The following is a 24,226-nucleotide window of genomic DNA, read 5'->3' on the forward strand; positions in this document are numbered from 1 at the left end:
AGAATCAGTCGTCGGCGGGCGTCGGCTCGGCGGTGTCGCCGCCGTCAGCGGCGACGCGTCGGTCGTCTCGGTCGTTCGCGTTCTCCGCGGGCGGCGCGGTGTACAGCAGGCCTCGGCTCGGACTTCGTGTCATACGATACCACGAGTGGCTCCACTACTTGAACCCCACCATTTAGGCATATTAACACGTAGGTATTTCCCCGGTTGTGTGAAGAACCAAGTCGGTGGCCCGAGAAGCCGGCGTATGCCAGACAGCCCGGACGCCTACGACCCCGTGCGTCGCGCCGCCGCCGACGACGCCGACCTCTACGACGTCGCCGACTGGGAGGACCGTTCGATAGTCGACCACGTCGCCACCCGCCTCCACGCCTTCCTCACGACGAACGTCGAATACATCCTCGCCGTCGTCGCCGTCCTCATCCTCGCCGCGCAGTTCGCCATCGTCGGCGTCGCCGCCGTCAGCAACCCCTTCATCGCCGTCTTCACGGTCCTCTCCGTCATCCCGGCGTTCTTCCTCGCGCTCGTCGTCTGGAAGATCGACGTCACGATCAAAGAGCCGCTCGACCTCATGGTCGTCACGTTCCTCCTCGGCTTCCTCTTCGCCGGGTTCGCCGCCGTCGTCAACACCATGCTGCAGGGCGTCTTCCAGGTCGTCCCGCTCGTCGGCATGGTCCTCTTCTTCTTCCTCGTCGTCGGCCCCGTCGAGGAAACCGTCAAATGGCTCGCCGTCCGCCTCTACGCCTACGACAGCCCGAACTTCGACTCCGTCGTCGACGGTGCCGTCTACGGCGCAATCGCGGGTCTCGGCTTCGCCACCGTGGAGAACTTCATCTACATCACGCGCCCCGCGCTCCAGGCGGCGAGCACCGGCGGCGGCCAGGCCGCCCTTCAGGCCGCCCTCGACACCGCCGCCGTCCGCCTCTTCGCCGGCCCCGGCCACGTCATCTACTCCGCGTTCGCCGGCTACTACCTCGGCCTCGCGAAGTTCAACCCCGGCAAGCGCGGCCCGATCGTGGTGAAGGGCCTCCTCGTCGCCGCCGTCATCCACGCCACCTACAACTCCCTCGTCGGCCACGTCGGCGTCCTCACGTACTTCCTCCCCATCGGCGGCGGCGTCGCCTACCTCCTCTTCGTCTTCGTCTACGACGGCGTCTTCTTCTACATCCTCTACCGCAAACTCGCCCGCTACCGCGAGAAGTACCGCGAGTACGACGCCGGCCGCGTCGACGACGACTTCGACGGCCTCACGCCCGCCGTCGAACGCGTCGACTAACTGCCCTGTGGCTCTCTCTCAGTACGAATCGAGGCGGTCGACGTACTTCGCGACGACGTCGACTTCGACGTTCACGCGGTCGCCGACGGCCCGCTCCGCGAGCGTGGTCTCGTCGTAAGTGGTCGGGATGATGGCGACGTCGAACGTCCCCGCGTCGTCGTCGACGGCCGCGACCGTGAGGCTGATGCCGTCCAGCGCGACCGAGCCCTTCGGCGCGACGTAGCGCTCGTAGCCGTCGGGGAGCGCGAACGTGAACGTCCAGTCCTCCCCCACCCGCTCGACGCCGACGACGTCCGTCGTCGTGTCGACGTGCCCCTGAACGACGTGGCCGTCGAGCCGGCCGTCGACGGGCATCGCGCGCTCGACGTTCACGCCGTCGCCCGCTTCGACCGCGTCGAGCGTCGTCTTCTCCAGGGTTTCGCTCGCCGTGAACACGCTGAACCAGCCGTCACCGTACTCTTCCACGGTGAGGCAGACGCCGGAGACGCTGATGGACTGACCATGCTCGAACGGCCCGAGCCCGCCGTCTTCGAGACGGAGCCGACGGCCGTCTTCGGTGTCTGTCACTCGCTCGACGCGGCTCGTCGCTTCGACGATTCCCGTGAACATCTACGTCTAACTATCGGGGAGCGTTCCATGACCGTTACGCTCTGCGGCGACGAGAGCGTTATGTGGCTCCGCGCCGGACAGAAGCGTATGGGAATCATCGGGACGCTCGGATTCGCGGGGATGCTCGTCGTCGCCGCGCCGCTCATCGTCTTCGGCGTCCGCCGCAGCCTCGCCGGCGACCCCTTCGGGTACGCCGCGCTCGGCCTCGCCGTCCTCCTCCTCACCGTCCCCACAGTCCTCCCCAACCCGCTCGACCCCGGCGACTACCTCGAAAAACTCGGCGGGACACTCGTCAAAGACCCCGACGAGGACTGAGGACTCGTTCTCTCGACCACTCCACGCTCACCGAACAATTCGACGCCCACCGGACTGCTCTCCGTTAGCCGGATACTCCACGCTCGGCCGCCAGGCCTTCGCCTCAGCTCAGCGCCGGACGCGCGGCGTGCTGCTCCGCGGGTAGTCCGTGAGGTTCTCGAAGCCGTCCTCGGTGACGACGACGAGGTCCTCGATGCGCACGCCGCCCTTCTCGGGGTCGTAAACCCCCGGTTCGACCGTCACGACGTCGCCGACCCGTAGCTCCTCGCTCGCCGTGAGCGACGGGGCTTCGTGGAGGCTCACGCCGACCCCGTGACCGACGCCGTGCGTGAACCCCGCGTCGAGGTCTGCGCCCGCGCCGAAGCCGTACGCGACGATCTCGGCCGCGCCTTCCTCGTGGACTGACTCGGCGGGCGCGCCGGCCTCGATGGCGTCGAACGCCATGTCCTGCGCCGACTCGACGGCGAGGTAGGCGCGGCGGTCCCAGCCGCCCGAGGAGTCGACGACGAACGTCCGCGTCAGGTCGCCGTAGTAGCCCTCGGGGCCGCGCGGCGAGACGTCGAGGAGCACCGTCTCGTCCGCGTGCACGGGAACGTCGCCGTAGAAGTGGAGGTCCGCGCACGCCCCGCCCGCCGCGACGACCGTGTTGTGCGCGTCGGAGACGCCCTCCGCGCCGAGCACGGCGTTCACCTCGCGCCGCAGGTACTCCGTCGTCACCGGGACGCCCTCGTGGACGAGGCGGTCGTCCGTCTCGCGCACGGCCGCTTCGGCGAGCACGGTCTCGGCGCGCGCCATCCCCGCCTGCGCCGCCGCCTGCACCTCGCGCAGCCGCTCGACCTCCCACGCCGACTTCACGCGCCGCGCCTCGGCGACGGCGTCCGTCGATTCGAGGGCGAACCCCGCGCGTTCGAGGTAGACCGCCGCGTCGTGCGGGAGCGACGCCGGAACGAGGACGGTGCCGCCGTCGAGGCCCGCGTGCTCCGCGAGTAGCTCCGCGGCCTGCGCGCCCGCCGCGTCCGCGGCGAGGTCGCCCTGTGTGAGCACCGTCCCAGCGAACTCCTCGCGCGCCTGCTCAGCGAACAGCGCGGGCGCGCAGAGGAACGCCTCCTCGCCCGCGTAGACGAACGGCCACGCCCGGTCCGGCCCCGAAAACCGCGTGAGATACCGGAGGTCGTCGTCGAACCGGTCGCCGACGGCGACGAATCCGACGGCGTCGCGCGCCGCGAGCTCCGCCGCGAGCGCGCCGTATCCGGGACGACTCGCCGCACGGTCGGGCGTCGCGCGACCCGAGTCGCCCCCGGCGTCGTCGCCGGTCGGCGGCATCAGTGGAAGTTGATGGGGGCGGTCTCGTCCAGCGTCTCGCCGAGCGGCTTGTCCGTCGGCTCGCCGTAGAGCAGCACGTCGATGGGGAGCGTCGGCGCGCCGTCGACGAGGTTCTGCATGATGACGAGGCGCTCGCGCGCCCGGCTCATCCCGACGTAGAACACGCGGCGTTCGTTGTCCGTGAGAATCGGCACCGGGTCCGTCTGCCGCGTGAACTCCTCGATGCCCTCCGGGAGGTCGTCGGGGTCCGCCGTCGCCGCCATCTGCTCGACGACCTTCTCGGTGAGGTCGGTGGCGACGAAGACGTGGTCGGCCTCACGACCCTTCGCGGAGTGAATCGTGCCGAGGCGGACTCTGTCGGGAGCCGTCCCCCGGTAGTCACCGGAGAAGTACGCGTCCACGCTGCGGCGCTGGTAGCGCGTCACCTTCCGCAGCATGTCCGCCGCGGAACTCGGCCCGGGGACGAACGGGATGATGTCCCGGACGGTGTCCGCGTCGACCGTCACCTGCGTCGGGTCGTCGATGCCGAGCTCTTCCTCGCGGTCCTCCACGACCTGCCGGAGGTCGCCGCGGTCGTTCGTCCCGAACGCCGACTCCTGCAGCATGTCGACGAGGCGGCGGGCCTGCATCCCGTCGACGTCCTCGCCCGCGTCCAGCGCCTCGACGGCGTTCACGTACTGCTGGAGGCGGTCCGTCCACATCCGCTGGTCCGTCAGCGCCTGGAACGGGATGCCCTCGCCGATGAACTCGTCGAGGAAGTCGAAGAGCTGGTAGCGCGCCCGGAAGAGCACCATCACCGTCTCGTCCTCCTCCTCCTCGATGGTCCCGCGGACGTTCCGCACGAGGTCGAGCATCGACGGGCTGTCCACGGCCTCCACCGTCCCGCCCTCCTTCCGCGGTTTCAGGTTCTTCTCCTGGCGGTGCTCGATGTGGCTCACCTCCTGCTGGACGACTTCCAGCACTTTCGACGGGAGGCGGTAGGAGTTCGGGAGGACGATGTCCTCCGTCACCTTCGTCTCCAGGAGGAGGTCGGGGTCCGCGCCCTGCCACGCGTAGACGACCTGGTCGTCGTCGCCCGCGATGAGGACGGACTCCATGTGCGGCCGCCACTCCTTGTACACCTCGTACTGGAGGCTCGTGATGTCCTGGAACTCGTCGATGACGAGGTAGTCGACGTTCGGGACGAGCGAGCGCTGCTGCACGCGCTCCAGCATGTCCGCGAACCCGACGAGATCGTTCTCGCCCTTGTACGTCCGCCACGCCCGAATCGCCTCGGGGATGTCGTAGCGGTCGTCGCTCGACGGCCACGTCGGCGTGTACTTGTTCCCCGTCTGCGCGTTGTCGTCGATGTCCGGCGGCAGTCGGACCTCCTCTTCGTTCCAGCGGAAGGGGACGTCGTACCAGTCGGCGACCTCCCGGTCCGTTCGCTGGAGCCACTGACTCGTCGCGATGACCTTGTTCCCGAGCGCGGTGGAGCGTGCCGTTCGGCGACTCCCCGAGGAGTACTCGTCCTCGTAGGGGATGCCGTACTCCTCGCAGAACGACTCCTTGTCCTTCTCCCCGACGACGTCGCCGCGGGAGAGGTTCAGGAGCTCGTACGCTTTCGCGTGCATCGTGCTGACGTTCCCGCGGAGCGACCGCGGCTTCGTGTCGAGGCGTTCCGCGAGGCGTTCGCGGACCTCCGCGGCGGCGGCTCGCGTGTAAGAGACGACCAGTACGTCCCGGACGGTGACGCCGTCGCGTTCGAGAATCTCCTCGACGCGGTCGAGGAGTGCGGTCGTCTTCCCGCTCCCCGGCCCGCCGAACAAGCGCGTGACCTCCGGATCCGACTCGGTCATTACACAGTTACACGGGCCGGTTCCCTATAAACGGCGTGACTTGCGCGTCGGATCAGACGCCGCCGCATCGACCGCTCCAGAGAATCAGGTTCGTCGCGTCGACCGGGCCTGTCGCACGTCCGCACCGTCGCGGATTTTATCCTCACAGTTCGGGCAGACACGCGGCTGTGCTTCGGTATCGGGCGTGAACACCCGTGCGTACGCGTCCGTCACGAAAGATTCGCAGTTCTGACAGTGCGGCATAGCTCCACCAGCACTTTCCTAGGCATCCTCTTAATAACACTGGCCGAACACTCTCCGGACTGAGGGGTTCGCTCGCGGCGACCGCCGCGCCCACCACGCGCCGCCGACGGCCGTCAGACACGGGTCCGGCGACCGCTCCGCGCCCCTCGCGTTCTCCCCCGCTGACACCCCGCGACCCCGTATTTCCGTTCGACTGTTAGGAAACACACACCCATTGATCCGGCCGACCAACCGGGTTCAAGGGACTCCCGCGCCACACCACGCCCATGCACCTCGGAGACGCTACCTGGACCGACGCCGCCGACGCCGACCCCGACGTCGCCCTCCTCCCCGTCGGCAGCACCGAACAACACGGCCCGCACGCCCCGCTCGCCACCGACGCCCTCACCGCCAGCGCCGTCGCCGACGCCGCCGCCGACCGCTACGACGGCGAACTCGTCGTCGCCCCCACCCTCCCCGTCGGCGTCTCCGAAGAACACCGCGACTTCCCCGGAACCCTCTGGCTCACCCCGGACACCTTCCGCGCATCCGTCCGGGAAACCATCCAATCGCTCGTACACCACGGCTGGGACCGCGTCATCGTCGTGAACGGCCACGGCGGCAACACCGACGCGCTCGCCGAAGTCACCGCCACCGTCTCCCGCCACGACGACGCCTACGCCGTCGCCTTCACCTGGTTCGACGCCGTCGGCGACCACTCGAAAGACATGGGGCACGCCGGCCCGCTCGAAACCGCCTTCCTCCGCCACGTCCACCCCGAACTCGTCCACGAGGACCGCATCGAGGACGCCGCGGCGGGCGCGAGCCCCCGCTGGGGCGACTGGGTCGCCGGCGTCAACCTCGCCCACGACTCCCACGAGTTCAGCGAGAACGGCGTCGTCGGCGACCCCCGCGACGGCGACGCCGAACGAGGCGAAGAACTGGAGACGCTCGCCGCCGACGCCCTCGTCGAACTCGCCCGCGCCGTCGCCGACCGCGACCTCGACTGACCGGCGGGCGGTGAGCGGCGGGCGGCGAGTACGAGCGTCCGACCGGTGGGCGTGAGCGTCCGACCGGAGGCGCTACTCGTCGTCGTCCGCGTGCAGGTCGTCGAGTTTCGACCGGAGTTCGGGAATCGTGCCGGTGAGTTCGGCGACGTGCTCGGAGACCGCCTGGAGGTCGTCGAGGACGGACTCGATCTCCTCGATCTCGGCTTGGAGGTCGCTGGCGTCCTCGAAGGCGTCGGCGCGCTCGCCGATGGTGTACCACTTCTTCGCGTCACGGAGGTGGGTGTCGACCTCGTCGGCGGCGAGCGCGGACTTCAGGCCGTTGAGCACGCCGAGCGTGTTGTCGGCTTCGACGTCCCAGACGGCTTTCCCCTCGGGGAGCGCGTCGCGGGCTTTCGCGAGGTGGGTTTCCACGTCCTCGCGCATCTCCGCCGCCGCTTCGCCGAACAGTTCGTCGTCGTCCAGGCTGGATTGGCTCATACTCACACACTTCACCACGATACCTTAAATACCTCCGCCCAAAACCGAAAGTGAACCCCGGTCGAATCGCCCGACGCGCCCACCCTCGACGCCGAACCGACCACGCCAGAGAGGACGCCGACTAGCGGGCGACGCTCAGTCGTCGACGGAGACGAGCCGCATCAGCGGGTAGCCGTCCTCCATCGCCATCGCCGCGGTGACCCGACACCCCTCGTGCTCGACGACGACTTCGACCTCCATGAAACGCCCCGTCAGCTCCGTGTACTCGGCCGGCGAGTCCGCGAGTTCGGCCGCTAGTTCGGCTTCGAGGATGTCGACCGTCACAGATTCGCAGAACGGCTGGTTCTCGATGCTCTCCGCGATGGCGGTTTCGAGCGAGCCCGCGGAGTCGGGGCTCACGGGCGTGCCCGCGAACTGGTGGTAGAGCGTCCCGAACTTGATGCCCGCCTCGAAACACGCCTGCTCCGGGTTCGTCGCCATACCCGTGCTCTCGCCCCCGTCGCGGAAAGCGCTTCGCGTCCCGGCCCGCGGCTCCCTTCGCTCCGCGCTGAACGGCCGTGGTGTCGGCGGAGTGACGGCTTCGCTGGCGGGAACCGCATCCTTCTTTGTAACGCTGTTCGAGTATCGAACCGAATGGTGTCGAGGGTCCTCCTCACGGGCGCGGGCGGGCGAGTCGGGCAGGCCATCCTCGACGGTATCGGGGACGACTACGACTGGCGACTCCTCGACCGCGACCCGCCCACCGAGAACCCCGACCACGAGTTCGTCATCGCCGACATCACCGACCCGGACGAGATGCGCGAGGCGATGCAGGGCGTCGACGCCGTCGTCCACCTCGCCGGCGACCCCCGCCCCGAAGCGCCCTGGGACTCCGTACTGCGGAACAACATCGACGGAACCAAAGTCGTGCTCGACGCCGCCGTCGACGCCGACGTAGACAAATTCGCGTTCGCCTCCTCGAACCACGCCGTCGCCCACTACGAGACGGAGCGAAAGCCCGACCTCTACCGCACGCACGACGAGTTCAAACTCGACGGCACGGAGCTCCCGCGACCCGGCAACCTCTACGGCGTCTCCAAGGCCGCCGGCGAGACCCTCGGCCGCTACTACCACGACGAACACGACCTCTCCTTCGTCTCCGTACGCATCGGTAACCTCACCAAAGGCCACCCGCCCATCGACTACGAACGCGGTCAGGCGATGTGGCTCTCCCACCGCGACTGCGCCCACCTCTTCGACTGCTGTCTCGAAGCGGAGTACGACTACGAAATCGTCTACGGCATCAGCGACAACGACCGCAAATACTACTCCCTCGAACGCGCCAAGGAGGTCCTCGGCTACAGCCCGAGAGATAACTCCGCGCACTTCGACGGCGACGAACGCGTCGAATAGCACCCTCTTCGGCGGCTGACGCATCGCCGAATCGCGTGCACTCCGGCGGCTGACGCACCGCCGAATCGCGTGCACTCCGGCGGCTGACGCATCGCCGGACAGCGTGACCCACGGCTCCCGTGGGTCGCCGTCGCCGGAACGCGACGCGTTCCGGTCGCGAGCGAGAACGGGGTTCTCGCCACCGTTCGCTCTCTCGCGGTTTCCGCGCGAGCCGCGCGAGTGCGGGCAGTACGTCACGCTTCGCGTGACGGAATGAGCGAACGGCAACGCCGTGAGCCAGGAGAAACTCGTTCCGACCGTGCTCACTCGGCCGCTTCGCGCGGACTCACGGGTCGCTTCGTTGTACGGGCGACCCACGAGTCGCCCGTACGGTTAGCGGGACGCGAAGCGTCCCGCGCTACTCCCCGTTCGTCTTCCCGCGGTTCTCACTCGGCCGCTTCGCGGCCTCGTTCCGAACCGCGTTATCGCTCCGAACCGCGTGTCCCCCCAAGACACTTACTCGGATATCTGAAACCCAGTCCGTATGCCCTCGCTCTCCAGACGCGCCGCCCTCCGCGCGGGCGGCGCGGCCCTCCTCGCCGGGTCCGCCGGCTGTAGCGGCCGAATCGATGGCGGCGACTCCACATCCGAAACGACGACCGCGTCCGCGCCCCCGTCGTCTCGCGGAGCGTGGACGTTCGAACTCGACGGGCCGGTCGGACTCGGTCCCGCGCTCCGCGACGAGACGCTCTACGTCGGGCGGGACGACGGCACGCTCGTCGCGCTCGACTCGGCGAGCGGCGACGAACGCTGGTCGGCCGACGCCGGACGGGGCTTTTTCGGTGGGACCGGCGGCCGCGGGGCGGCTCCGGCGGTCGCGGACGGCCGCGTGTACGTCGTCCCGGGCGCGCAACGCGGCGTCGCCGGCGAGGGGTTCCGGGCCGTTGCACTCGACCGGAAGAGCGGCGAGGAAGAGTGGACGTACTCGATGGACGAGACGTCCTTCCTCACGCTCCTCGGCGTCCGCGACGGGCGCGTGCTCGTCGCGTCCAGTGACGACTACCTCCAGAACGAGGGGGAGACGCTCGCCGCGCTCGACCCGGCGAGCGGCGACGAGCAGTGGACGGGCGAGGTCGGCGACCCCGACGGGTGGGCGGTCGGCGCGGGCGGCACCTACGTCGCGTCTTACTCGGGTGTTCGCGCCGTCTCCCTCGCTGACGGGAGCGCGCGCTGGTCGAGGACCGGCCATCCGAGCGACGATGTCGCGCTCACGAACGGAACGGTCGTCGCCGGGTTCGACAGTGACACCGGCCCGAACCTCGCCGGCTTCGACCCGGAGAGCGGAAGTGTCCGCTGGCGCGCGTCCTCCTCGCGGCGCGTCACGTCCTACGCGGCCGCTGACGGCGTCGTCTACGCGAGCGGGGAGCGCGCCGCGGCCTACGACGCCGCCGACGGGGCGGAGCGCTGGACGGCGCAGTGGGGCGGCGCGCTCCTCGGCCCGCCCGTCGACGGCCGCCTCTTCGTCCACGACCGCGGTTTCCTCCACGCCTTCGACGCCGCGACCGGCGAACGCCACTGGGGGACGGAGGTCGCCCTCGACGGCGCGCTCGCCACGGGGTCGTCGCTCGTCGCGTACGTCTCGAATTCGGCCGACAGCGCTGTCCCGCCGACGCTCGTCGCGCGCCGCGCCGCGGACGGCACGCCCGCGCTCGCCGTGACGTTCGACGACGCGAACGCGCTCCGACCGCCGGTCGTCGACGGCGGCACGGTCTACGTCGCCACTGCGGCCGGACGCGTCGCCGCCTTCCGCCCTTGAGTTCTCGTCGGCTACGCGCCACCACCGTAATACCCGGGGGGTGTCCGCGCGAGCGCACGACTCTTGTAGGACGGCGTCTAATGAGCGCGTATGAAGCATCCCGGGTTGAAAGCCCGCATGTTCGTGGTCGGCATGGCGCTCTTCGCGTTCTACGCGGTCGCCGTCGCCGCCGCGATGGTCATCTGGGGGACGAACGTCCTCCCGCTCGCGGTCGCCGGGAGCATCCTGCTCGTCGGCGTCCAGTACAAGATCGGCAAATGGTCGGCGTTGCGCTCCGTGAACGCCGAAGACATGAGCGAGGACGAGTACCCAGAGATTCACCAGCGCGTCGAGTGGCTGGCGAACGACATGGACGTCGAGAAGCCGCGGCTGATGGTCGCGAACATGGGCGTCCCGAACGCCTTCGCCGTCGGCCGGAAGGGCGCGGGGACCGTCGTCGTCTCCCGCGAGCTCATGCAGCTCCTCGACATGGACGAGCTCGAAGGCGTGCTCGCCCACGAGCTCGCGCACATCAAGAACCGCGACGTCGTCATGATGGTGCTCGGGCAGGGCGTCGCGTCCGTCGTCGCCATCGTCGCGCAGTGGGCCGTGCTCCTCACGGGCGACAACGACCTCGCGGACTTCTTCCTCGCCATCGTCGTCGGGAACATCGTGCAGTTCATCGTCATGCTGTTCGTGCTCGCCATCAGCCGGTACCGCGAGTACGTCGCGGACGCCGACGCGAAGCAGTACGTCGGCGGCGGCGAACCGCTCGCCCGCGCGCTGGAGAAGATTCAGCACGGGAACGAGCGCACGACGCAGGCGCAGTCGCAGCGCTCGCCCCGCGGGCGCGGCCGCCAGCAGCCCGGCGTCACCGACCAGGTCGGCGCGCTCTGCATCTTCGACGACGACGAGCGCTCGCTCGTGACGCGCCTCGTCGCCACCCACCCGCCCGTCGAGAAACGCATCCAGCGCCTCCGCGAGTAGAGCTGTGGACGCCCGCGCCCTCCTCACTGTCGCGCTCGGCGTCCTCCTCGGCGTCTTCCTCCTCGCCTTCCCGGACACCGCGTTCCGGCTGCGCGCCCTCGGCCGCGCGCCGACGACCGGCCGCGGCCGCTACGGCTCGGAGAACCCCGCGCCCGGCTGGGTCCGCTGGCTGATTCGATTCTTCGGCGTCGTCTGCCTCGCCGTCGCCGCCTCCATCCTCCTCGGTTAGTCGAAGAGCCCGGCGACGTCCGCTTCTCGCTGTCGCCGCCGCGCCGCGTGCTGTCGCAGCCGCTCGGCCGGCATCTTCCCCGCTGGTCCTTGGAGCGCGTCGAGGCCGAGGCGCACGAACTCGCTGCCCGACTCGCCCGCGTCGAGGTCCTCGCGGGCGTACGCGAACCCGGCTTCGAGGTCGTCGTCGTCGCGCGCCGCCGCCAGCGCCTCGCCCGCCCGGAGCGCCGCGTCCGCGTCGAGCGCGTCGAGCGTCACCGACTCGCCGCCGTCGCGGAGCGCGGGCGGCGCGCGCCGTTCGACCGTCTCCGGGTCCGCCGCGACCGCCGCCGCGAACGCCGCGAGCGTTTCGAGCGCCACCGCCTCTTGCCGTTCTGCCGCCTCGAAAGCCGTCACTGCCTCGTTCGCCGACTCCTCGACGGCCGCCCACGCGCCGCGCTCGGCGGCGTCGAGCGCGTCCGCCGCGCTCCGGACGCCCCGCGCGAGCGCGTCGTCCGTGTCGCCGAGCGCGCGCCGCGCGGCCTGCGGGTAGCCCGCCGCGAGCAGCGCCGCGCCCGCTGCGACTCGTTCGTCCATGGGTCGTGTTCGGTCGGCCCGCCGAAAGCCCTGGCGAACCCGCCGGCCAAACGTCTCACTGAACGGATGGTTACACGGTCGATCAGTCGTCGCCTCGACACATTCCGGCTACTTGACGGCTCTCCGGGGTCGTACTGTCAGCGCAGGGTTTTATTACGAAATCTCCAGTTGTGGATAGATGGGGCAGCACCGGGAGGCCACACTCGCGGTCTGCCGCGACCCGAACCACGCCACGCCGGCGTCAGGACCGCCCGGTTCCGGCGACACGCGCGCTGGAACGGGGAGAAAACCGCTCCCCCTGCGGAGCATCGCACGGTAATCAGGGGTCGGCGACGCCGACCGGACTCGGCTGGGTCACCCCGGTCACAGCCGTCGCCACACTGGGTCCCGCCAACACTTCCGTGGCCGCTCCACACCGCCACGGAGACTCTCGAAACGCGTAGCCGTATTCTCACCGCGGCGTCGACGCCACACAGCCACGTGAATCAGTAACTCCGACAGGCGCACAACTCCCGCGCTAGACGCTCTGTGCCGAGCGGGTACAGACAAAACGAATCGTCGAGCGCGGTAGTCCGGACGGAGTCCGCGCGAGCGATAGCGAGCGCGGGCCAGCGGGACCTCTGGTCCCGCGGAGTCCGGACGTGACTGAACGACACGAAGTGACGAGCGTTCCGCTCGTCACGTAGTAAAGTGAAGGAACGTCCGGACGGAGATTTGAACTCCGGTCCCTGGCTCCGCAAGCCAAGAGGATAGTCCACTACCCTACCCGGACTCATCTCATCGTAGTCCCGAGCTACGTAAAGCGGTTACGATTCGGTGGGGCGCGTGTGGGGTGTTGTGTTGGTGGTCAAGTGGTCGTGTGAGTGTGCGGAAGGAATAGTCGTTCGCGGGGCGTTCTTGGGAGTATGCAGCGTCGTGGATTCCTGTCCGTGGCGGCCGGTGTGGTGGCGGCTGGATGTGCGGGAGCGGGCGGCGAGACGGAGACGTCGACGACGAGCAGCGGGTCGCCGGTGGTGTCGTCGTCGCTCTCGGTGTCGGACGTGTCGTGTGGGGAGTCGGAGGGGGCGTCGGTCGCGTGGGGAGAGCGCGAGGTGTCGGTAGACGGGTCGTTGCCGGTGGCGAGTCCGTGCTACACGGCCGCCTTGGAGACGGTGTCGTACGATGCGGGGGCGGACGAACTGCTGGTTCGGGCGGGGGCGGCGCGGCGAGACGACGTGGACGAGTGCGTGCAGTGTCTCGCGGACGTAGCGTACACGGCGACAGTGGTGTTCGACGGCGCGCTGCCGGAAAGCGTGCGCGTCGAGCATCGGTCGCGGGAGGGGACGCGGACGGTGGCGGCGGCGTCCCGGGAGGCGAGCGTTCAAGTAGGGTGGGGCGGCGAGAGTGAGGTATGACGAGAACCGGCGGCGAGCGGACGATGGACAACCCTTATCGGCGCGCCCGGCCTGTGCTGTTCTAGAGTATGGGTGCGATAGAGGACACCTACGACGACCTCGACACCGACGAGGTCTCCCTGGAGGAGTTCCGGGAGGCCGTGGAGGCGAAAGTCGAGCAGATGGGGGGGCTCGCGGACGACGAGACGGCGGCGATGCTCATCGCGCACGAGCTCGAAGACGGCGAAGTGAACGGCGTCGCCGACGTCACGCCCGAGATGGACGAGGCGAAGTTCGTGGCGAAGGTCACGAGCGTCGGCGACGTCCGGACGTTCGAGCGCGACGGCGAGGACGAAGAAGACGGTCGCGTCGTGAACGTCGACCTCGCCGACGAGACCGGCTCGGTACGAGGAACGTTCTGGGACGAGGCCGCCGTGAACGCCGTCGAGGAGGTCTCGGTCGGCGACGTCCTCCGCGTGAAGGGCCGGCCGAAGTCCGGGTACAGTGGCGTGGAAGTGAGTATCGACAAGGCCGAGGTTGACGAGGAGACCGAGGTCGACGTGCAGGTGCGGGACACCTACGAGGTGGCGGACCTCTCGGTCGGCCTCTCCGACGTCGACCTCGTCGGCGTCGTCCTCGATACGGACGACGTGCGGACGTTCAGCCGGGACGACGGGAGCGAGGGGCGCGTATCGAACCTCGTGCTCGGCGACGAGACCGGTCGTGTGCGCGTGACGCTCTGGGACGACCAGGCGGACCTCGCGACCGAGTTCGAACCCGACGACGTCGTCGAAGTCGTGGACGGCTACGTCCGGGAGCGCGACGGCTCGCTCGAACTCCACGTCGGAAACAGAGGGACGGTCGAGGCGGTCGACGCGGACGTCGAATACGTCCCCGATTCGACGCCGATTGCCGACCTCGAACTCGACACGACCGCGGACATCGCGGGCGTCGTGCGCTCCGCGGACCCGAAGCGCACGTTCGACCGCGACGACGGCAGCGAAGGCCAAGTGCGGAACGTCCGCCTTCAGGACTCCTCGGGGGATATCCGCGTCGCGCTCTGGGGCGAGAAGGCCGACCTCGACATCGGCCCCGGCGACGAAGTGATGTTCGTCGGCGCGCAGATACAGGACGGCTGGCAGGACGACCTCGAAGCCTCCGCGGGCTGGCAGACGACGGTCATCCAGCTCGAAGACGGCGCGGCCGCGCCCGCCGGCGACGCGGGGGACGCGGAAGCGAGCGTCTCCCGCGGCGGGAACACCGGCCTGACCGCGTTCGCCGAGGGCGACGACGCCGGCGGCGACGAGATGTCCGCCTTCGACGACGGCGACAGCGAGGACGCCACCGCCGACGGCGAGGAAATCGAGTTCACCGGCGTCGTCGTGCAGGCCGGCTCGCCGGTCATCCTCGACGACGGCGAGGAGACGATGAGCGTGGACACGGACGCGGACGTCACGCTCGGCCAGGAGGTAACGGTTCGCGGGACGCTCCGCGACGGCCGGCTCGCCGCGGACGACGTCTTCTAACCGCGGTCACTCGGCTTCGACCGGAGCTCTTCGTGAGTGCCCGCCGACGACCACAGCCGCCCGGATTCGCGTCCGGATTCGCTGGACCGTGGCGGGCTCGCCGTCACCGGCTTCGGGTACGGAAAACGTTAAGGGTCGATGCGCCCCGTTTCAGGGTATGAGTGTCGAGCTCCCGTTCGCGCCGGTCGATACTATCATTCGGCGACACGCGGGCGACCTACGGGTGAGCGCCGACGCGGCCGAGGAACTCGCGCGTCGCATCCAGGACCGCGGCGCTGCCCTCGCCGTCGACGCGGCGGAGCACGCGACCGCCGACGGTCGGAAGACGCTGATGGCGGAGGATTTCGGCGTCGCCGACGTCCCGGACGCCGACGCTCTCGTGCTCCCCGTCGCGCCCGTCGACCGCATCGCTCGGCTCGACATCGACGACGAGTACCGCGTCGCTATGGACGCCCGCCTCGCGCTCGCCGACATCCTCGAAGCGTACGCGACTGACGCCGCCGAGGGCGCGCGCGTGCTCGCCGAGCACGCCGGTCGGCGCACGATTCAGGCCGAGGACGTCGCGACGTACTTCGAGCTCGTGGCATGAGGTTCGCGGTCAGCGACACCTGTCTCGCACACGACCCGGGCGACCGACACCCCGAATCCCCCGACCGCATCCGCGCGATCAAGCGCGGGCTCGCGAAACGCCACGGCGTCGACTACCGCGAGGGCCCGCCCGCGGACCGCGCCGACGCCGAGCGCGTTCACGACGGCGACTACCTCGACGAGATTCAGTCGTTCTGCGCGGACGGCGGCGGCCAGTGGGACCCCGACACCGTCGCGGTCACGGAGACGTGGGACGCCGCGCTCGCCGCCGCCGGCCTCGCCGTCTGGGCGGCCAATCACGCGCTCGACGGCCACCAGGACCGACAGACGCCGTTCTCCATCGGCCGGCCGCCCGGCCACCACGCCACCGCCGACGAAGCCATGGGGTTTTGCTTCCTCAACAACGCCGCCGTCGCCGCCGGCGCGGCCTTAGAGCGGGAGGACGTCGACCACGTCGCCATCCTCGACTGGGACGTCCACCACGGCAACGGGACGCAGGACATCTTCTACGACCGCGATGACGTCTCCTACTTCAGCGTCCACGAAGAGGGCCTCTACCCGGGCACTGGTGACTTCGACGAGACCGGCGCGGGCGACGGCGAAGGCTACACCGTGAACGTCCCGCTCGCCGCGGGCGGCGGCGACCCGGACTACGAAGCCGTCTTCGAGGACGTCTTCGCGCCCGCCATGGCGGCGTTCGACCCCGACCTCCTCCTCGTCTCCGCGGGCTTCGACGCCCACCGCCACGACCCAATCAGTCGCATGCACGTCTCCACGGACGGCTTCGGGATGCTCACCGACCGCGTGCGCTCGATGGCCGACGACGTCGACGCCGCGGTCGGCTTCGTCCTCGAAGGCGGCTACGGTCTCGACACGCTCTCAGACGGCATCGGCATGGTCCACGAGATATTCGACGGCCTCACCCCGATTGAGCCGGACGGCGACCCGACCGACGCCACCCGCGACGCCATCGACACCGCCCGCGACGCCCACCCCGACGTCTGGTCCTAGGGCTCGGGCTCGAAGTACGCCCGTAACTCGACGCCGAAGTCCCCCGCGAGCGGCGGGACTTCTTCGCCCGCGAGCACCTCGTAGTCGCCTGCGTCGACGATGCTCGCGACGTGTGCACCGAGCGCCACCGAACCGAGGCGCTTCTCGGCGAACTCGACCGCGGTCGCCACCTCGCGCTCGCGCTCGACGACGTAGCGGTCGCCGTCGATGAACGGCCCGAACACCGCGGGGTCGTCGGCGTACTGCTCGTAGAACCCGCGGGCGTGCTCGCCGACGGCGACCGGCGGGCCGTCGTGGCGCTCCACTGCGGGGAGTTCGGCGACCGAGAGTTCCACGAAGAGCACGCTCTCCGCGTTCGCCCACACCGCCGACCGCAGCACGTCGAACCCGTGACCTTCCAGGCCGCGGACGAGCCCGTCGCGCGACCGTTCGAGCTGCGGGTAGAGCTGGTCCTCCACGAGGTCCGGCGTCTCGAACCGCACCGCGAGCGCCGTCGTCCCCCGCTCCGCAAGCCACGCTCGGACTTCCGCTTCGCCCGCCGGTCCCACCGGCTCCGGGAAGAAGTACTCCTCGTCGGCGTCGTCGAGGAACGCCCGCGCGTAATGCTGGAAGCGCGCGACGTTCGCCGCCGAGACGACGGCCGCCACGTTCCGCTCCGCGTCCGTCGGGTCGACGACGACGAGCGGGTCGTCGAACGACCGCGTCCCGTGGCCCTCCGGGTCGAATCTTACTGGTGGGTTCCAGTCCGCCACCGCCTCCAGCGTCGCCACGAACCCCCCGTACTCCACGCAGAGCAGCTCGGTCAGGTAGCCCGAGAACCCCTCCGTCCGCAGGTCGCTCCCGTACGCCCCCGCGCCCTTCAAGAACTGCTTCAGCAGACGGACGTCCGCCGCCAGCGCCTCGTCCACGCGCGCCTCCAGATACTTCGTGTGGAACGGCGTCCGGTCCACCGCCGACTGAATCTCTGCCGCCGACTCAACGGCGTAACACGGCACGAGGTCGACGTCGAACCCCTCGAACACCCCCTTCACGTACGGGTGCTCCGCGTACTCCTCGTGCCCGTCCGGTAACACCGCGTGCCCGACCTCCAGTCCCAGTCGCTCCAACTCCGGCCGCGCCAACTCGGGGTCGAACTGAACGAACAAATCGATGTCGCGGTCCCCGCTCACCCACGTCCCGCGCGCCGTACTCCCCACCTGCACCACCTCGCCGTCGACGCCCAGGTCGTCGAGCGCGCCCCGCGCCCGCGCCGCGAGCTCGTCGGCCGCCGCCGCCAACGCCTCACGCTCCGCCGGCGACGGATCCACCCGCTCGCGAACCCGCGACAACACCGCATCCCGATCAGACATACCTCCCCCTTCCGCCCTTCTCCAGGAAAACGCACCGATTCACGCCCTCGAAACGAAAGCCATATCAAAATCACCCGAGTACGAAGCAGTGTAAGCCGCCGTAGCTCAGTTGGTAGAGCACCTGGTTGTTACCCAGGTTGTCCCAGGTTCGAGCCCTGGCGGCGGCGCTCGTTTCCTACGGAAACTCACTTCGCAGGACGCTGCGCGTCCCGCGCGCCTTCAGAACGCTGCGCGTTCTGAATACGGCGCTCCTCTCCCTTCGGGAGAGTCCGCTCAGCGAGACGCGTAGCGTCTCGCCCGAGTCCAGAAACTCGTAGTCTGGAAACGGCGCTCATTCTCTTTGGTCGACTCGCGTAGCCTCGGCTATGTGAATCGCTGATTCGCCCGGTTCGAGCCCTGGCGGCGTTACCGAGACGCGAACCTGATTCTCCGTGCCGTCCGCTCAGTCTCGGTGTTCGAGCCACAGCGCGGTGGCGGTGGTGACGCCGTACCCGGCGGCGACGGCGAGCGTTCGCAAGTCGCCGTCGACGAGTCGGACGACGCCGCCGGCGACGGCGACGCCGAGGAGGACGCCGGTGAGCGTGCGGCGGTGATTGTTCCCGTCGCGGCCGCCGAGCGCGACGGCGCTCCAGTCGAGTAGCGCGGGGAGCGGGAGGACGGCGACGAGTGCGAGCGGCGCGGCGAGAAGCCGGCCGGCGAGGAAGCCGGCGGCGACTCCGGGGTAGATACCGAGGCAGCGCGCGCAGACGTCGACGCGGCGGCCGCGCGCGGAGAACGAGTGGCAGTGGTCGTAGGGCGGGTCGTCGTGCGCGAGGAGGTAGGGTCGGGCCGCACGCAGCCCCGCTCGCACCTCCGCGGCGAGCCCCATCTTACTGGGCGTACCGCCGGCGGAACTCCTCGTCGCTCTTCGTGAGGTAGATGATTCCCTCGATGAACCCGACGAGCGCGGGAATCGCCGTCCAGAAGAAGCAGAGGTAGAGGATGCCCATCTTCGTCTGGCCGAGGTAGAACTTGTGGACGCCGATTCCCCCGAGGAAGATGGCGAGCAACGCCGCCGCGATGCGGTCGGGGCCGTCGTCCGACGCCGAGGCCTGCCGCACGCCACACTCCGGGCACACCTCCGCTTTCGCGTCGATCTCCTCCCCGCAGTTCGAACAGTACTTCGTCTCACGCGCCGCCCCGCCGGCGTCGCCGGTGTCGCCGCTCGTCGAATCCTCCGACATACCCGAACCGTCGACGCCTCGACCGATAAACCCTCGGTCGATAACCACGCCAGTTAACTCGACCCGCCGACTACGCCGAATCGAGGGCCCTTAGCTCAGTCTGGTGAGAGCGCTCGGCTCATAACCGAGTGGTCGTTGGTTCGAATCCGACAGGGCCCATAACGAAAACGCCCGTTCTGTATCTGTATCGAAAACACCGAGTAGACACACCCAAACGGCCCGTAGAACCGGTAATAGGACTCGGTCTCCTAGGGGGTTTCTGACGAATGTCGACCGGTTAGCGGTCGCGAGGCCGCGCCGTCCGGCGAAATTTGTAGTCGAAACGGGGTGGTCTGCGTGAGCGAAGCCGCGACCTCAACCGGGGAGTGCGAACTCTGCGGCGCATCCCACGGCGTCGTCGACGCCGACCTCCCGAACCGGGAGCGCCCCGTGCCGCTCTGTCGCTCCTGCCGCAGCCTCTGGGGTGATGCCCTGTGAGCGACGACATCCGCGAGCTCGTCGAGGACCTCGCCGCCGAAGTCGAGGAACTCCGTGAGGAAACCGAGGACCTCCGCGAAGAGAACGCGGAGATTCGAGACGAAAACGAGCAGCTACGCGAGCGCGTCGACGAGCAGGAGCAGACTATCGAAGCGCTCAGCGCCCGGTTCGAGGCGCGGAGTGAGAGCACCTGGAGCGCCGTCGCGGAGCTCCAATCCCGTGAACTCGAGAAGGGCGCACACCTCCGCTACGACAACGTCTCCCCGTTCGAGTACGACCTCGACGTCGCCGAGGGCCGCCTCGAGCGCATCGAGAAAGACGAGGGGAAGTTCGCTCGCCTCCCCGGCGGCGACGATCCCCTCGGTCGTGGTGGCGAGACGCGCCTCGCTCACGCCGACCTCCTCCCCATCCAGCAGCTCGCGCAGATGGACGACGACATGCTTCGCGGGCAGGTGGGGAGTCTTCCCTGCCGTCTCGCCGCGAAGGCGTGGAGAGAGCGCCGTGAGGACAACTGGGGCCTCTGGTCGGACGGGAGCGGTGACATCGACCAGTGGGCCGACGCCTCCGACCTGAAGTCGTGGATCCGTCGCGAAGAGAGCGGTATCAGCGACGAGTACGCGAAGAAACTCGTGTCCAGGACCATCGACGCGCTCCTCGACCTCTCGAAGAACCGTCTCGGCGTCACGAAGCGCACTCACCGGAAGGACGGCCTCCGGTACAAGGAGCGCCGCATCGTCCTGAAGAGCGACGTGAGCATTCCCGGTGAGACGCCCGAACAGGAGGACGCTCCGGAGACAGGAGTCGTCCACGGTTGACCACGTCCCCGGGGCCCGAACAGGGCCTCTCTCGTCGAAAGACGACAAACCTCTAACAACACAAACCTAACGCGGCTGGCACGATACGGTGTTAGTGTGGTATGACTACCTGAGGGTAAATCCTCTCGAACGGCGTCGACGGCAGTAGGCCGGAGACCCGTGAGGGAGGTTGTACGGTGGACGACTCCTGTCCCCGGACATGCGGAATACATCACGATGCTCGAGAAACCACGTCCCGTCTCGTATCGCTCTCGAACGCTCGGAACACGCCTCGCGGTCGCGTCGACCTGCCGTCGACTCGTCGACGTCCTCTCCCCCGTTCGAGTCGCGGCCCTCCTGGTCGCCGCGCTCTGGCTCGGCCCGCTCGTCCTCGTTCCGATCGGCGTCGCCGTCGCCCTCCAGGAGGGACCGCCGGTCGTCGAGCCCGTTCGCTTCGACGTCCTCCGCTGGCTCCGCGCCGACCCACTACGCGCGGACGCGGTCGCCATCCTCGCCGTTCACGGACTCGCCGACGGACTCTCGACCGTGCTCGCCGACTCCTTGGGTCCGTTCGGCAGCGCCGAGAGTAATCCACTCGTCGCGCAGCTCCTCGAGGCCGGCCCGGTCGCGACAGTCGTCGGACTGACGGGGGCGGCCGCACTCGTCGCCGCGATCTACCCGCGCGCCGCCGGCCACCGGCACGTTCCCGACTGGTTCGGGAGAGCTCTCGTCCTCCTCGGCTCGCTCGTTGTCGCGAACAACGTCGCCGTCGCTCTCGGTTTCGGCGTCTAACCTCGGTTTCTCCGCTCTCGCCCCTCGTAGAGCAGGGTTTCTGGAACGCTTCCCCTACCCTGTCGACCTCGAAAACACCGCTCCGCACGTTCGATTCGATGAAAATATCGTTTCCGACGAAAATCGGGGGTCGGTCAGGGTCGTCCGTCCGAGGTTCTCGGCCATGGAGGGGGCATATAGTATAGATATAAGCCGAGGTGGGGGTGGGGCGTGAGCGTGGACACGGAGGAAAAGCGAAGATGGCGTCGGGGTCGGAGTGGGTTCGTGTCCGCGTTAGTTGCCGTCGGCGTCCACGAGGTCTCGATGGTCGCCATCCTGCCACTCGCGAACGCGGTCGCCGACCCAACTCTTGCCGTAAGGGACGAGAGCAGCGGCGTCGCGGTAGTTCATGCCGTCGTCGTCGTTCCACGGCTGGCAGGCGCGGAGAGCCGTCTCGATGGCTTGCTGTTTCGCCGCGGCCTTCGCGGCTTCGTCTGCCGACGGTGCATCGTCGTCGGCGTCGTCGGCGTCGGTGACGACGCGGAACGCGGACGCTTCGTGTTCGCCGTAGGTTTCGGCGGTGTCGGTGAGTCCGCTGAAGGAGGCCTCTTCGGTGAACGAGGCGGTTCCGCCTTCGCTCGTAAGGAGTTTCACTTTCGTGGGGTCTTCGCGCGAGGGTTTCTGGAAGGCTCCGGTGGCGAGCCGGCGAATGTCCTTCCCGGTGTCGTTCTCGGTGTGGCCGATGAGGAGCGCGGAGCCCTGCTTGGGGTAGTCGTCGCCGTCTTCCTCCTTCCGGATGTACTTGAGGAACTTCGCCATCGCGGTGACGGCCTTCGAGTCTTCGCCGGAGCTCGAGATTGACTGCGCGACTTCGTCGAGGAGGAGGAGCGTCGGGCCGTCGATGCTCCCCATGAGGTCGCGGGCGGCTTCCGAGTCTTCGGCGTAGCGGTCGGCGCGCGCCCAGCTCGTGATGTTGGTGATGACCGTGCCGCCGGTCTTCGCTCGCCAGGCGCTCGCGACGTCGATGGCGGTCGCGGTCTTCCCGCTCCCGGGCGGGCCGAGAGCGAGGTAGATCGCGCCCTCGTCGCGGAGGGCGTTGCTCATCGCGTCGATGGCGTCGGCTCCGTCGCCGGAGTTATCGGTGAGGCCGATGCCGCCCTGGAGGACGGAGACGTTGCCTTCGTCGCTTCGTCGCTTTTCCGGGAATCATCGCGGACATGTTCGGCGTCACTTGGTGGTGGGCGTACCCAGTTGTCGCCCTGGTACTCGTCGCGTCGTGGTTCACACCGCTATTCGTCGAGACCGCCCAGAGGTGGTGCGCGTGAGCGACGACTTCCAGTGGCCGGCCGGGTTCGACCGAACGCCCGCGTCGGACCGCAAACGGTACCCCGGCGGCTTCGAGGTCTCGCGCACGACCGCGTTCGAGAGCATCCTCGAGGAGCTCGAGAAGTTCGACGCGGTGAACGTCGACGTTCAGACGACGGTCCCCCACACGGCGCGGAACCCGAATGTCCCGTACAAGGACCGCGACCCGGACGACCCGGCGGTCGTCGTCTACTTCGACAGGGACGGACGCCGCTACGCGGTGCCGTGCGACCGTTGGAACAACCTCCGCGACAACGCGCGGGCCATCGCGAAGTACCTCGACGCGAAGCGGGCCATCGAGCGGTACGGCGTCGCGACGCTCGAGACGGAGATGAGCACGCAGGCGCTCCCAAGCGGTGACGATGACGTCGTCGTCGCGGGCGACGGACGGCGGGAGCCTCACGAAGTGCTCGGTGTCTCTCCGAACGCGCCCGAGAGTGTGGTCGAAGCCGCGGCCCGTCAGCTGAAGAAGGAAACGCATCCCGACCAACCCGACGGCGACGAGCAGGCGTTCAAGAGCGTCGTCCGGGCCGAGGAGGTGATGCTCGGTGAGTGACTCCGAGAAGAGCGCCGACGTGGTGGAACTCTCGCAGGAGCAGATCGACGACCTCGCCAACGGCGGCACCGCGTGGATATCGACCGACAAGCGCTTTCTCGCCCTCGCTCACGAAGACCGCTTCTCCCAGGTTCTCGACGAGGTCGCCGACGCGGCCAGCGAGGACGAAGTCGTACTCGAGCGCATCCGCGAGAAGTCCGGGGAGGTGAACGAGGCGTGAGCGGAACTGAACGCCGAAGCGGGAGACGCATGAGAGCGCTGTCCTATCTGCTCAACGCGGGCCTCGTCGCGGCCGCTGTGGTCGGCGACTACGTCACTGCCGGCCGCCACCGAGGTCGTCGCGAGCGCGACGTCGACGCCGGATGCGAGGTCATCACGGAGGAAGAGGAGTGTGGCGAGCGCGACGGCGTGGAGGCCGTTCCGCTCGGCGAGGACTTCGAGATAGCCGCGTGCCCCGAACACGCTCCCGGAATGGTGATCTATCAATGAGCGACGAGCATCGCGATGTCCACGTGCACGCGGACCTCAATGCGGTCGAGCACAAGCTCGCGGCGAATCTCCCCGCCGACGAGGTTGCCTTCTGGACGGTCAACGGGATGCCCCGACAGACGGGAGCGGGAGCGCGGATCGTGTTTTCGACCAACGACCGCGTCGTCGCGGAAGGCGAGATCGTGGACGTGGTGGACGGTCGAATCTGGTTCGATGGCCTCGAGGAGACGGACGGAGAGGTCATCCCGGCTATCCAGCCACCGACTCGAGGGTTCAAGTACGGTCCTGCGGTCCAGGAGGGGTCGCCTTGAGCACCCAGAAGACGAAGCCCGAGGAGGCGACGAAGCGGAGTATCGCCCTCGAAGCGGCGATTCGGACTGCGATGGAGCAGGAGCGCTCGCGTCGCTGGCACCCGACGGTGAACGTCCCGGACGTTCGGGAGCGCCTCGAGGCCAAGGTGTCGGATCGGACCATCCGGCGCGCCCTCCAAGACGCGCGCGCCTTGGGCTGGGTGTCGAAGCGCCACGACCGGTCGACGAAGTTCGAGCCGGGCGAGAAGGCGGAGGTGTTCGGTCCCGATGAGTGACGTCGACGACGTCCAGGCCACGGCCACATCTGGCCGGAGTGTCGTCGACGTCGACGGCCTTCAGTCGCATCCGGACGTTCCGCGTCGACGCGCA

The 24,226-nt window shown here is 68.8% G+C and carries 31 protein-coding genes and 3 tRNA genes; 21 read left to right on the forward strand and 13 right to left on the reverse strand.

Annotation, left to right across the window (positions count from 1 at the left end; all coding sequences use genetic code 11):
• Nucleotides 1-4: 4 nt before the first annotated feature.
• Complete coding sequence (locus IEY26_RS17700) at nucleotides 5-133, reverse strand: hypothetical protein (RefSeq protein ID WP_268239817.1); 129 nt, start codon at nucleotides 131-133, stop codon at nucleotides 5-7.
• Between the two features lie 111 nt (nucleotides 134-244).
• Between IEY26_RS17700 and IEY26_RS14995 the strand changes: the two genes are divergently transcribed.
• Entirely contained in the window at nucleotides 245-1,273 is a 1,029-nt protein-coding gene (locus IEY26_RS14995) for a PrsW family intramembrane metalloprotease (RefSeq protein WP_188980395.1), read from the forward strand.
• 18 nt (nucleotides 1,274-1,291) lie between these two features.
• On the opposite strand, the gene IEY26_RS15000 is transcribed toward IEY26_RS14995, so the two are convergent.
• A complete protein-coding gene (locus tag IEY26_RS15000; protein WP_188980397.1) occupies nucleotides 1,292-1,882 on the reverse strand; it encodes a riboflavin synthase in 591 nt (196 codons plus the stop codon).
• A gap of 87 nt (nucleotides 1,883-1,969) precedes the next feature.
• Between IEY26_RS15000 and IEY26_RS15005 the strand changes: the two genes are divergently transcribed.
• Entirely contained in the window at nucleotides 1,970-2,197 is a 228-nt protein-coding gene (locus IEY26_RS15005; RefSeq protein WP_188980400.1) for a DUF7533 family protein, read from the forward strand.
• Nucleotides 2,198-2,305: 108 nt separating this feature from the next.
• On the opposite strand, the gene IEY26_RS15010 is transcribed toward IEY26_RS15005, so the two are convergent.
• The 3 genes from IEY26_RS15010 to IEY26_RS17845 form a co-directional block, all read right to left on the reverse strand.
• Entirely contained in the window at nucleotides 2,306-3,520 is a 1,215-nt protein-coding gene (locus tag IEY26_RS15010; protein ID WP_188980401.1) for a M24 family metallopeptidase, read from the reverse strand.
• Complete coding sequence (locus tag IEY26_RS15015; RefSeq protein ID WP_188980403.1) at nucleotides 3,520-5,358, reverse strand: UvrD-helicase domain-containing protein; 1,839 nt, start codon at nucleotides 5,356-5,358, stop codon at nucleotides 3,520-3,522. The genes IEY26_RS15010 and IEY26_RS15015 overlap by 1 nt, the downstream gene beginning before the upstream one ends.
• An 84-nt stretch (nucleotides 5,359-5,442) precedes the next feature.
• A complete protein-coding gene (locus IEY26_RS17845) occupies nucleotides 5,443-5,601 on the reverse strand; it encodes a DUF7563 family protein (RefSeq protein ID WP_449405270.1) in 159 nt (52 codons plus the stop codon).
• 266 nt (nucleotides 5,602-5,867) lie between these two features.
• On the opposite strand from IEY26_RS17845, the gene IEY26_RS15020 reads away from it, so the two are divergent.
• Nucleotides 5,868-6,590, forward strand: coding sequence for a creatininase family protein (locus IEY26_RS15020; protein WP_188980405.1), 723 nt, complete (start codon nucleotides 5,868-5,870; stop codon nucleotides 6,588-6,590).
• A 72-nt stretch (nucleotides 6,591-6,662) separates the two neighbouring features.
• On the opposite strand, the gene IEY26_RS15025 is transcribed toward IEY26_RS15020, so the two are convergent.
• The gene (locus IEY26_RS15025) at nucleotides 6,663-7,067 is read right to left on the reverse strand and encodes a DUF5790 family protein (RefSeq protein ID WP_188980407.1); all 405 of its coding nucleotides are present in this window, start codon (nucleotides 7,065-7,067) and stop codon (nucleotides 6,663-6,665) included.
• Between the two features lie 135 nt (nucleotides 7,068-7,202).
• Nucleotides 7,203-7,547, reverse strand: coding sequence for a dihydroneopterin aldolase family protein (locus IEY26_RS15030; protein ID WP_188980410.1), 345 nt, complete (start codon nucleotides 7,545-7,547; stop codon nucleotides 7,203-7,205).
• A gap of 153 nt (nucleotides 7,548-7,700) precedes the next feature.
• Here IEY26_RS15030 and azf point away from each other — a divergent pair, with 153 nt between their 5' ends.
• From azf to IEY26_RS15050, 4 genes are all read left to right on the forward strand, one after another.
• The gene (gene azf, locus IEY26_RS15035) at nucleotides 7,701-8,459 is read left to right on the forward strand and encodes an NAD-dependent glucose-6-phosphate dehydrogenase Azf (RefSeq protein ID WP_188980412.1); all 759 of its coding nucleotides are present in this window, start codon (nucleotides 7,701-7,703) and stop codon (nucleotides 8,457-8,459) included.
• A 523-nt stretch (nucleotides 8,460-8,982) separates the two neighbouring features.
• Nucleotides 8,983-10,254 carry an outer membrane protein assembly factor BamB family protein gene (locus tag IEY26_RS15040; protein WP_188980414.1) on the forward strand — a complete coding sequence of 424 codons (1,272 nt, stop codon included), beginning with the start codon at nucleotides 8,983-8,985 and terminating at the stop codon, nucleotides 10,252-10,254.
• Between the two features lie 117 nt (nucleotides 10,255-10,371).
• Nucleotides 10,372-11,220: a M48 family metallopeptidase gene (locus tag IEY26_RS15045; protein WP_188980609.1), complete on the forward strand. Its 849-nt coding sequence runs from the start codon at nucleotides 10,372-10,374 to the stop codon at nucleotides 11,218-11,220.
• Nucleotides 11,221-11,224: 4 nt separating this feature from the next.
• Nucleotides 11,225-11,449, forward strand: a complete 225-nt coding sequence (locus IEY26_RS15050; protein WP_188980416.1) for a hypothetical protein — start codon at nucleotides 11,225-11,227, stop codon at nucleotides 11,447-11,449.
• Here IEY26_RS15050 and IEY26_RS15055 read toward each other — a convergent pair.
• Together IEY26_RS15055 and IEY26_RS15060 are read right to left on the reverse strand one after the other, a co-directional pair.
• Nucleotides 11,446-12,024, reverse strand: a complete 579-nt coding sequence (locus IEY26_RS15055; RefSeq protein ID WP_188980418.1) for a hypothetical protein — start codon at nucleotides 12,022-12,024, stop codon at nucleotides 11,446-11,448. The genes IEY26_RS15050 and IEY26_RS15055 overlap by 4 nt on opposite strands.
• 699 nt (nucleotides 12,025-12,723) lie before the next feature.
• A tRNA-Arg gene (locus IEY26_RS15060) sits at nucleotides 12,724-12,796 on the reverse strand.
• A 133-nt stretch (nucleotides 12,797-12,929) separates the two neighbouring features.
• On the opposite strand from IEY26_RS15060, the gene IEY26_RS15065 reads away from it, so the two are divergent.
• From IEY26_RS15065 to IEY26_RS15080, 4 genes are all read left to right on the forward strand, one after another.
• A complete protein-coding gene (locus IEY26_RS15065; RefSeq protein WP_188980420.1) occupies nucleotides 12,930-13,418 on the forward strand; it encodes a hypothetical protein in 489 nt (162 codons plus the stop codon).
• Between the two features lie 68 nt (nucleotides 13,419-13,486).
• Nucleotides 13,487-14,923 carry a single-stranded DNA binding protein gene (locus IEY26_RS15070; protein ID WP_188980421.1) on the forward strand — a complete coding sequence of 479 codons (1,437 nt, stop codon included), beginning with the start codon at nucleotides 13,487-13,489 and terminating at the stop codon, nucleotides 14,921-14,923.
• Between the two features lie 157 nt (nucleotides 14,924-15,080).
• Nucleotides 15,081-15,512 carry a histone family protein gene (locus IEY26_RS15075; protein ID WP_188980422.1) on the forward strand — a complete coding sequence of 144 codons (432 nt, stop codon included), beginning with the start codon at nucleotides 15,081-15,083 and terminating at the stop codon, nucleotides 15,510-15,512.
• Entirely contained in the window at nucleotides 15,509-16,522 is a 1,014-nt protein-coding gene (locus IEY26_RS15080) for a histone deacetylase family protein (protein ID WP_188980423.1), read from the forward strand. The genes IEY26_RS15075 and IEY26_RS15080 overlap by 4 nt, the downstream gene beginning before the upstream one ends.
• On the opposite strand, the gene cca is transcribed toward IEY26_RS15080, so the two are convergent.
• On the reverse strand, nucleotides 16,519-17,871 hold the full coding sequence (cca, locus tag IEY26_RS15085; RefSeq protein WP_188980424.1) for a CCA tRNA nucleotidyltransferase: 1,353 nt from the start codon (nucleotides 17,869-17,871) through the stop codon (nucleotides 16,519-16,521). The genes IEY26_RS15080 and cca overlap by 4 nt on opposite strands.
• A 94-nt stretch (nucleotides 17,872-17,965) precedes the next feature.
• On the opposite strand from cca, the gene IEY26_RS15090 reads away from it, so the two are divergent.
• Nucleotides 17,966-18,038 (forward strand) — tRNA-Asn (locus tag IEY26_RS15090).
• 275 nt (nucleotides 18,039-18,313) lie between these two features.
• Here IEY26_RS15090 and IEY26_RS15095 read toward each other — a convergent pair.
• Nucleotides 18,314-18,739: a DUF2085 domain-containing protein gene (locus IEY26_RS15095; protein WP_188980425.1), complete on the reverse strand. Its 426-nt coding sequence runs from the start codon at nucleotides 18,737-18,739 to the stop codon at nucleotides 18,314-18,316.
• Nucleotide 18,740: 1 nt separating this feature from the next.
• Nucleotides 18,741-19,094 carry a zinc-ribbon domain and TM2 domain-containing protein gene (locus IEY26_RS15100; RefSeq protein ID WP_188980426.1) on the reverse strand — a complete coding sequence of 118 codons (354 nt, stop codon included), beginning with the start codon at nucleotides 19,092-19,094 and terminating at the stop codon, nucleotides 18,741-18,743.
• Between the two features lie 84 nt (nucleotides 19,095-19,178).
• Between IEY26_RS15100 and IEY26_RS15105 the strand changes: the two genes are divergently transcribed.
• The 4 genes from IEY26_RS15105 (at nucleotide 19,179) to IEY26_RS15120 (ending at nucleotide 21,157) form a co-directional block, all read left to right on the forward strand.
• A tRNA-Ile gene (locus tag IEY26_RS15105) sits at nucleotides 19,179-19,253 on the forward strand.
• Between the two features lie 177 nt (nucleotides 19,254-19,430).
• On the forward strand, nucleotides 19,431-19,571 hold the full coding sequence (locus IEY26_RS15110; protein ID WP_188980428.1) for a hypothetical protein: 141 nt from the start codon (nucleotides 19,431-19,433) through the stop codon (nucleotides 19,569-19,571).
• Nucleotides 19,568-20,386, forward strand: a complete 819-nt coding sequence (locus tag IEY26_RS15115; RefSeq protein WP_188980430.1) for a hypothetical protein — start codon at nucleotides 19,568-19,570, stop codon at nucleotides 20,384-20,386. The genes IEY26_RS15110 and IEY26_RS15115 overlap by 4 nt, the downstream gene beginning before the upstream one ends.
• A 216-nt stretch (nucleotides 20,387-20,602) precedes the next feature.
• Complete coding sequence (locus tag IEY26_RS15120) at nucleotides 20,603-21,157, forward strand: hypothetical protein (protein WP_188980432.1); 555 nt, start codon at nucleotides 20,603-20,605, stop codon at nucleotides 21,155-21,157.
• 273 nt (nucleotides 21,158-21,430) lie between these two features.
• On the opposite strand, the gene IEY26_RS15125 is transcribed toward IEY26_RS15120, so the two are convergent.
• A complete protein-coding gene (locus tag IEY26_RS15125) occupies nucleotides 21,431-22,240 on the reverse strand; it encodes an ATP-binding protein (RefSeq protein WP_188980434.1) in 810 nt (269 codons plus the stop codon).
• A 217-nt stretch (nucleotides 22,241-22,457) separates the two neighbouring features.
• On the opposite strand from IEY26_RS15125, the gene IEY26_RS15130 reads away from it, so the two are divergent.
• Genes IEY26_RS15130 through IEY26_RS15150 form a run of 5 tightly spaced genes read left to right on the forward strand, consistent with a single transcriptional unit; the run spans nucleotide 22,458 to nucleotide 24,132 of the window.
• Nucleotides 22,458-23,057 (forward strand): DnaJ domain-containing protein, encoded by a 600-nt coding sequence (locus tag IEY26_RS15130; protein ID WP_188980436.1) that lies wholly within the window; start codon nucleotides 22,458-22,460, stop codon nucleotides 23,055-23,057.
• Entirely contained in the window at nucleotides 23,050-23,277 is a 228-nt protein-coding gene (locus tag IEY26_RS15135; RefSeq protein WP_188980438.1) for a hypothetical protein, read from the forward strand. The genes IEY26_RS15130 and IEY26_RS15135 overlap by 8 nt, the downstream gene beginning before the upstream one ends.
• The gene (locus tag IEY26_RS15140; RefSeq protein WP_188980440.1) at nucleotides 23,274-23,546 is read left to right on the forward strand and encodes a hypothetical protein; all 273 of its coding nucleotides are present in this window, start codon (nucleotides 23,274-23,276) and stop codon (nucleotides 23,544-23,546) included. Before IEY26_RS15135 ends, IEY26_RS15140 begins: the two co-directional genes overlap by 4 nt.
• Entirely contained in the window at nucleotides 23,543-23,857 is a 315-nt protein-coding gene (locus IEY26_RS15145; protein WP_188980442.1) for a hypothetical protein, read from the forward strand. Before IEY26_RS15140 ends, IEY26_RS15145 begins: the two co-directional genes overlap by 4 nt.
• Complete coding sequence (locus tag IEY26_RS15150; RefSeq protein WP_188980444.1) at nucleotides 23,854-24,132, forward strand: hypothetical protein; 279 nt, start codon at nucleotides 23,854-23,856, stop codon at nucleotides 24,130-24,132. The genes IEY26_RS15145 and IEY26_RS15150 overlap by 4 nt, the downstream gene beginning before the upstream one ends.
• Nucleotides 24,133-24,226: the final 94 nt, after the last annotated feature.

The sequence above is a fragment of the Halocalculus aciditolerans genome (assembly GCF_014647475.1).
Taxonomy (GTDB): domain Archaea; phylum Halobacteriota; class Halobacteria; order Halobacteriales; family Halobacteriaceae; genus Halocalculus; species Halocalculus aciditolerans.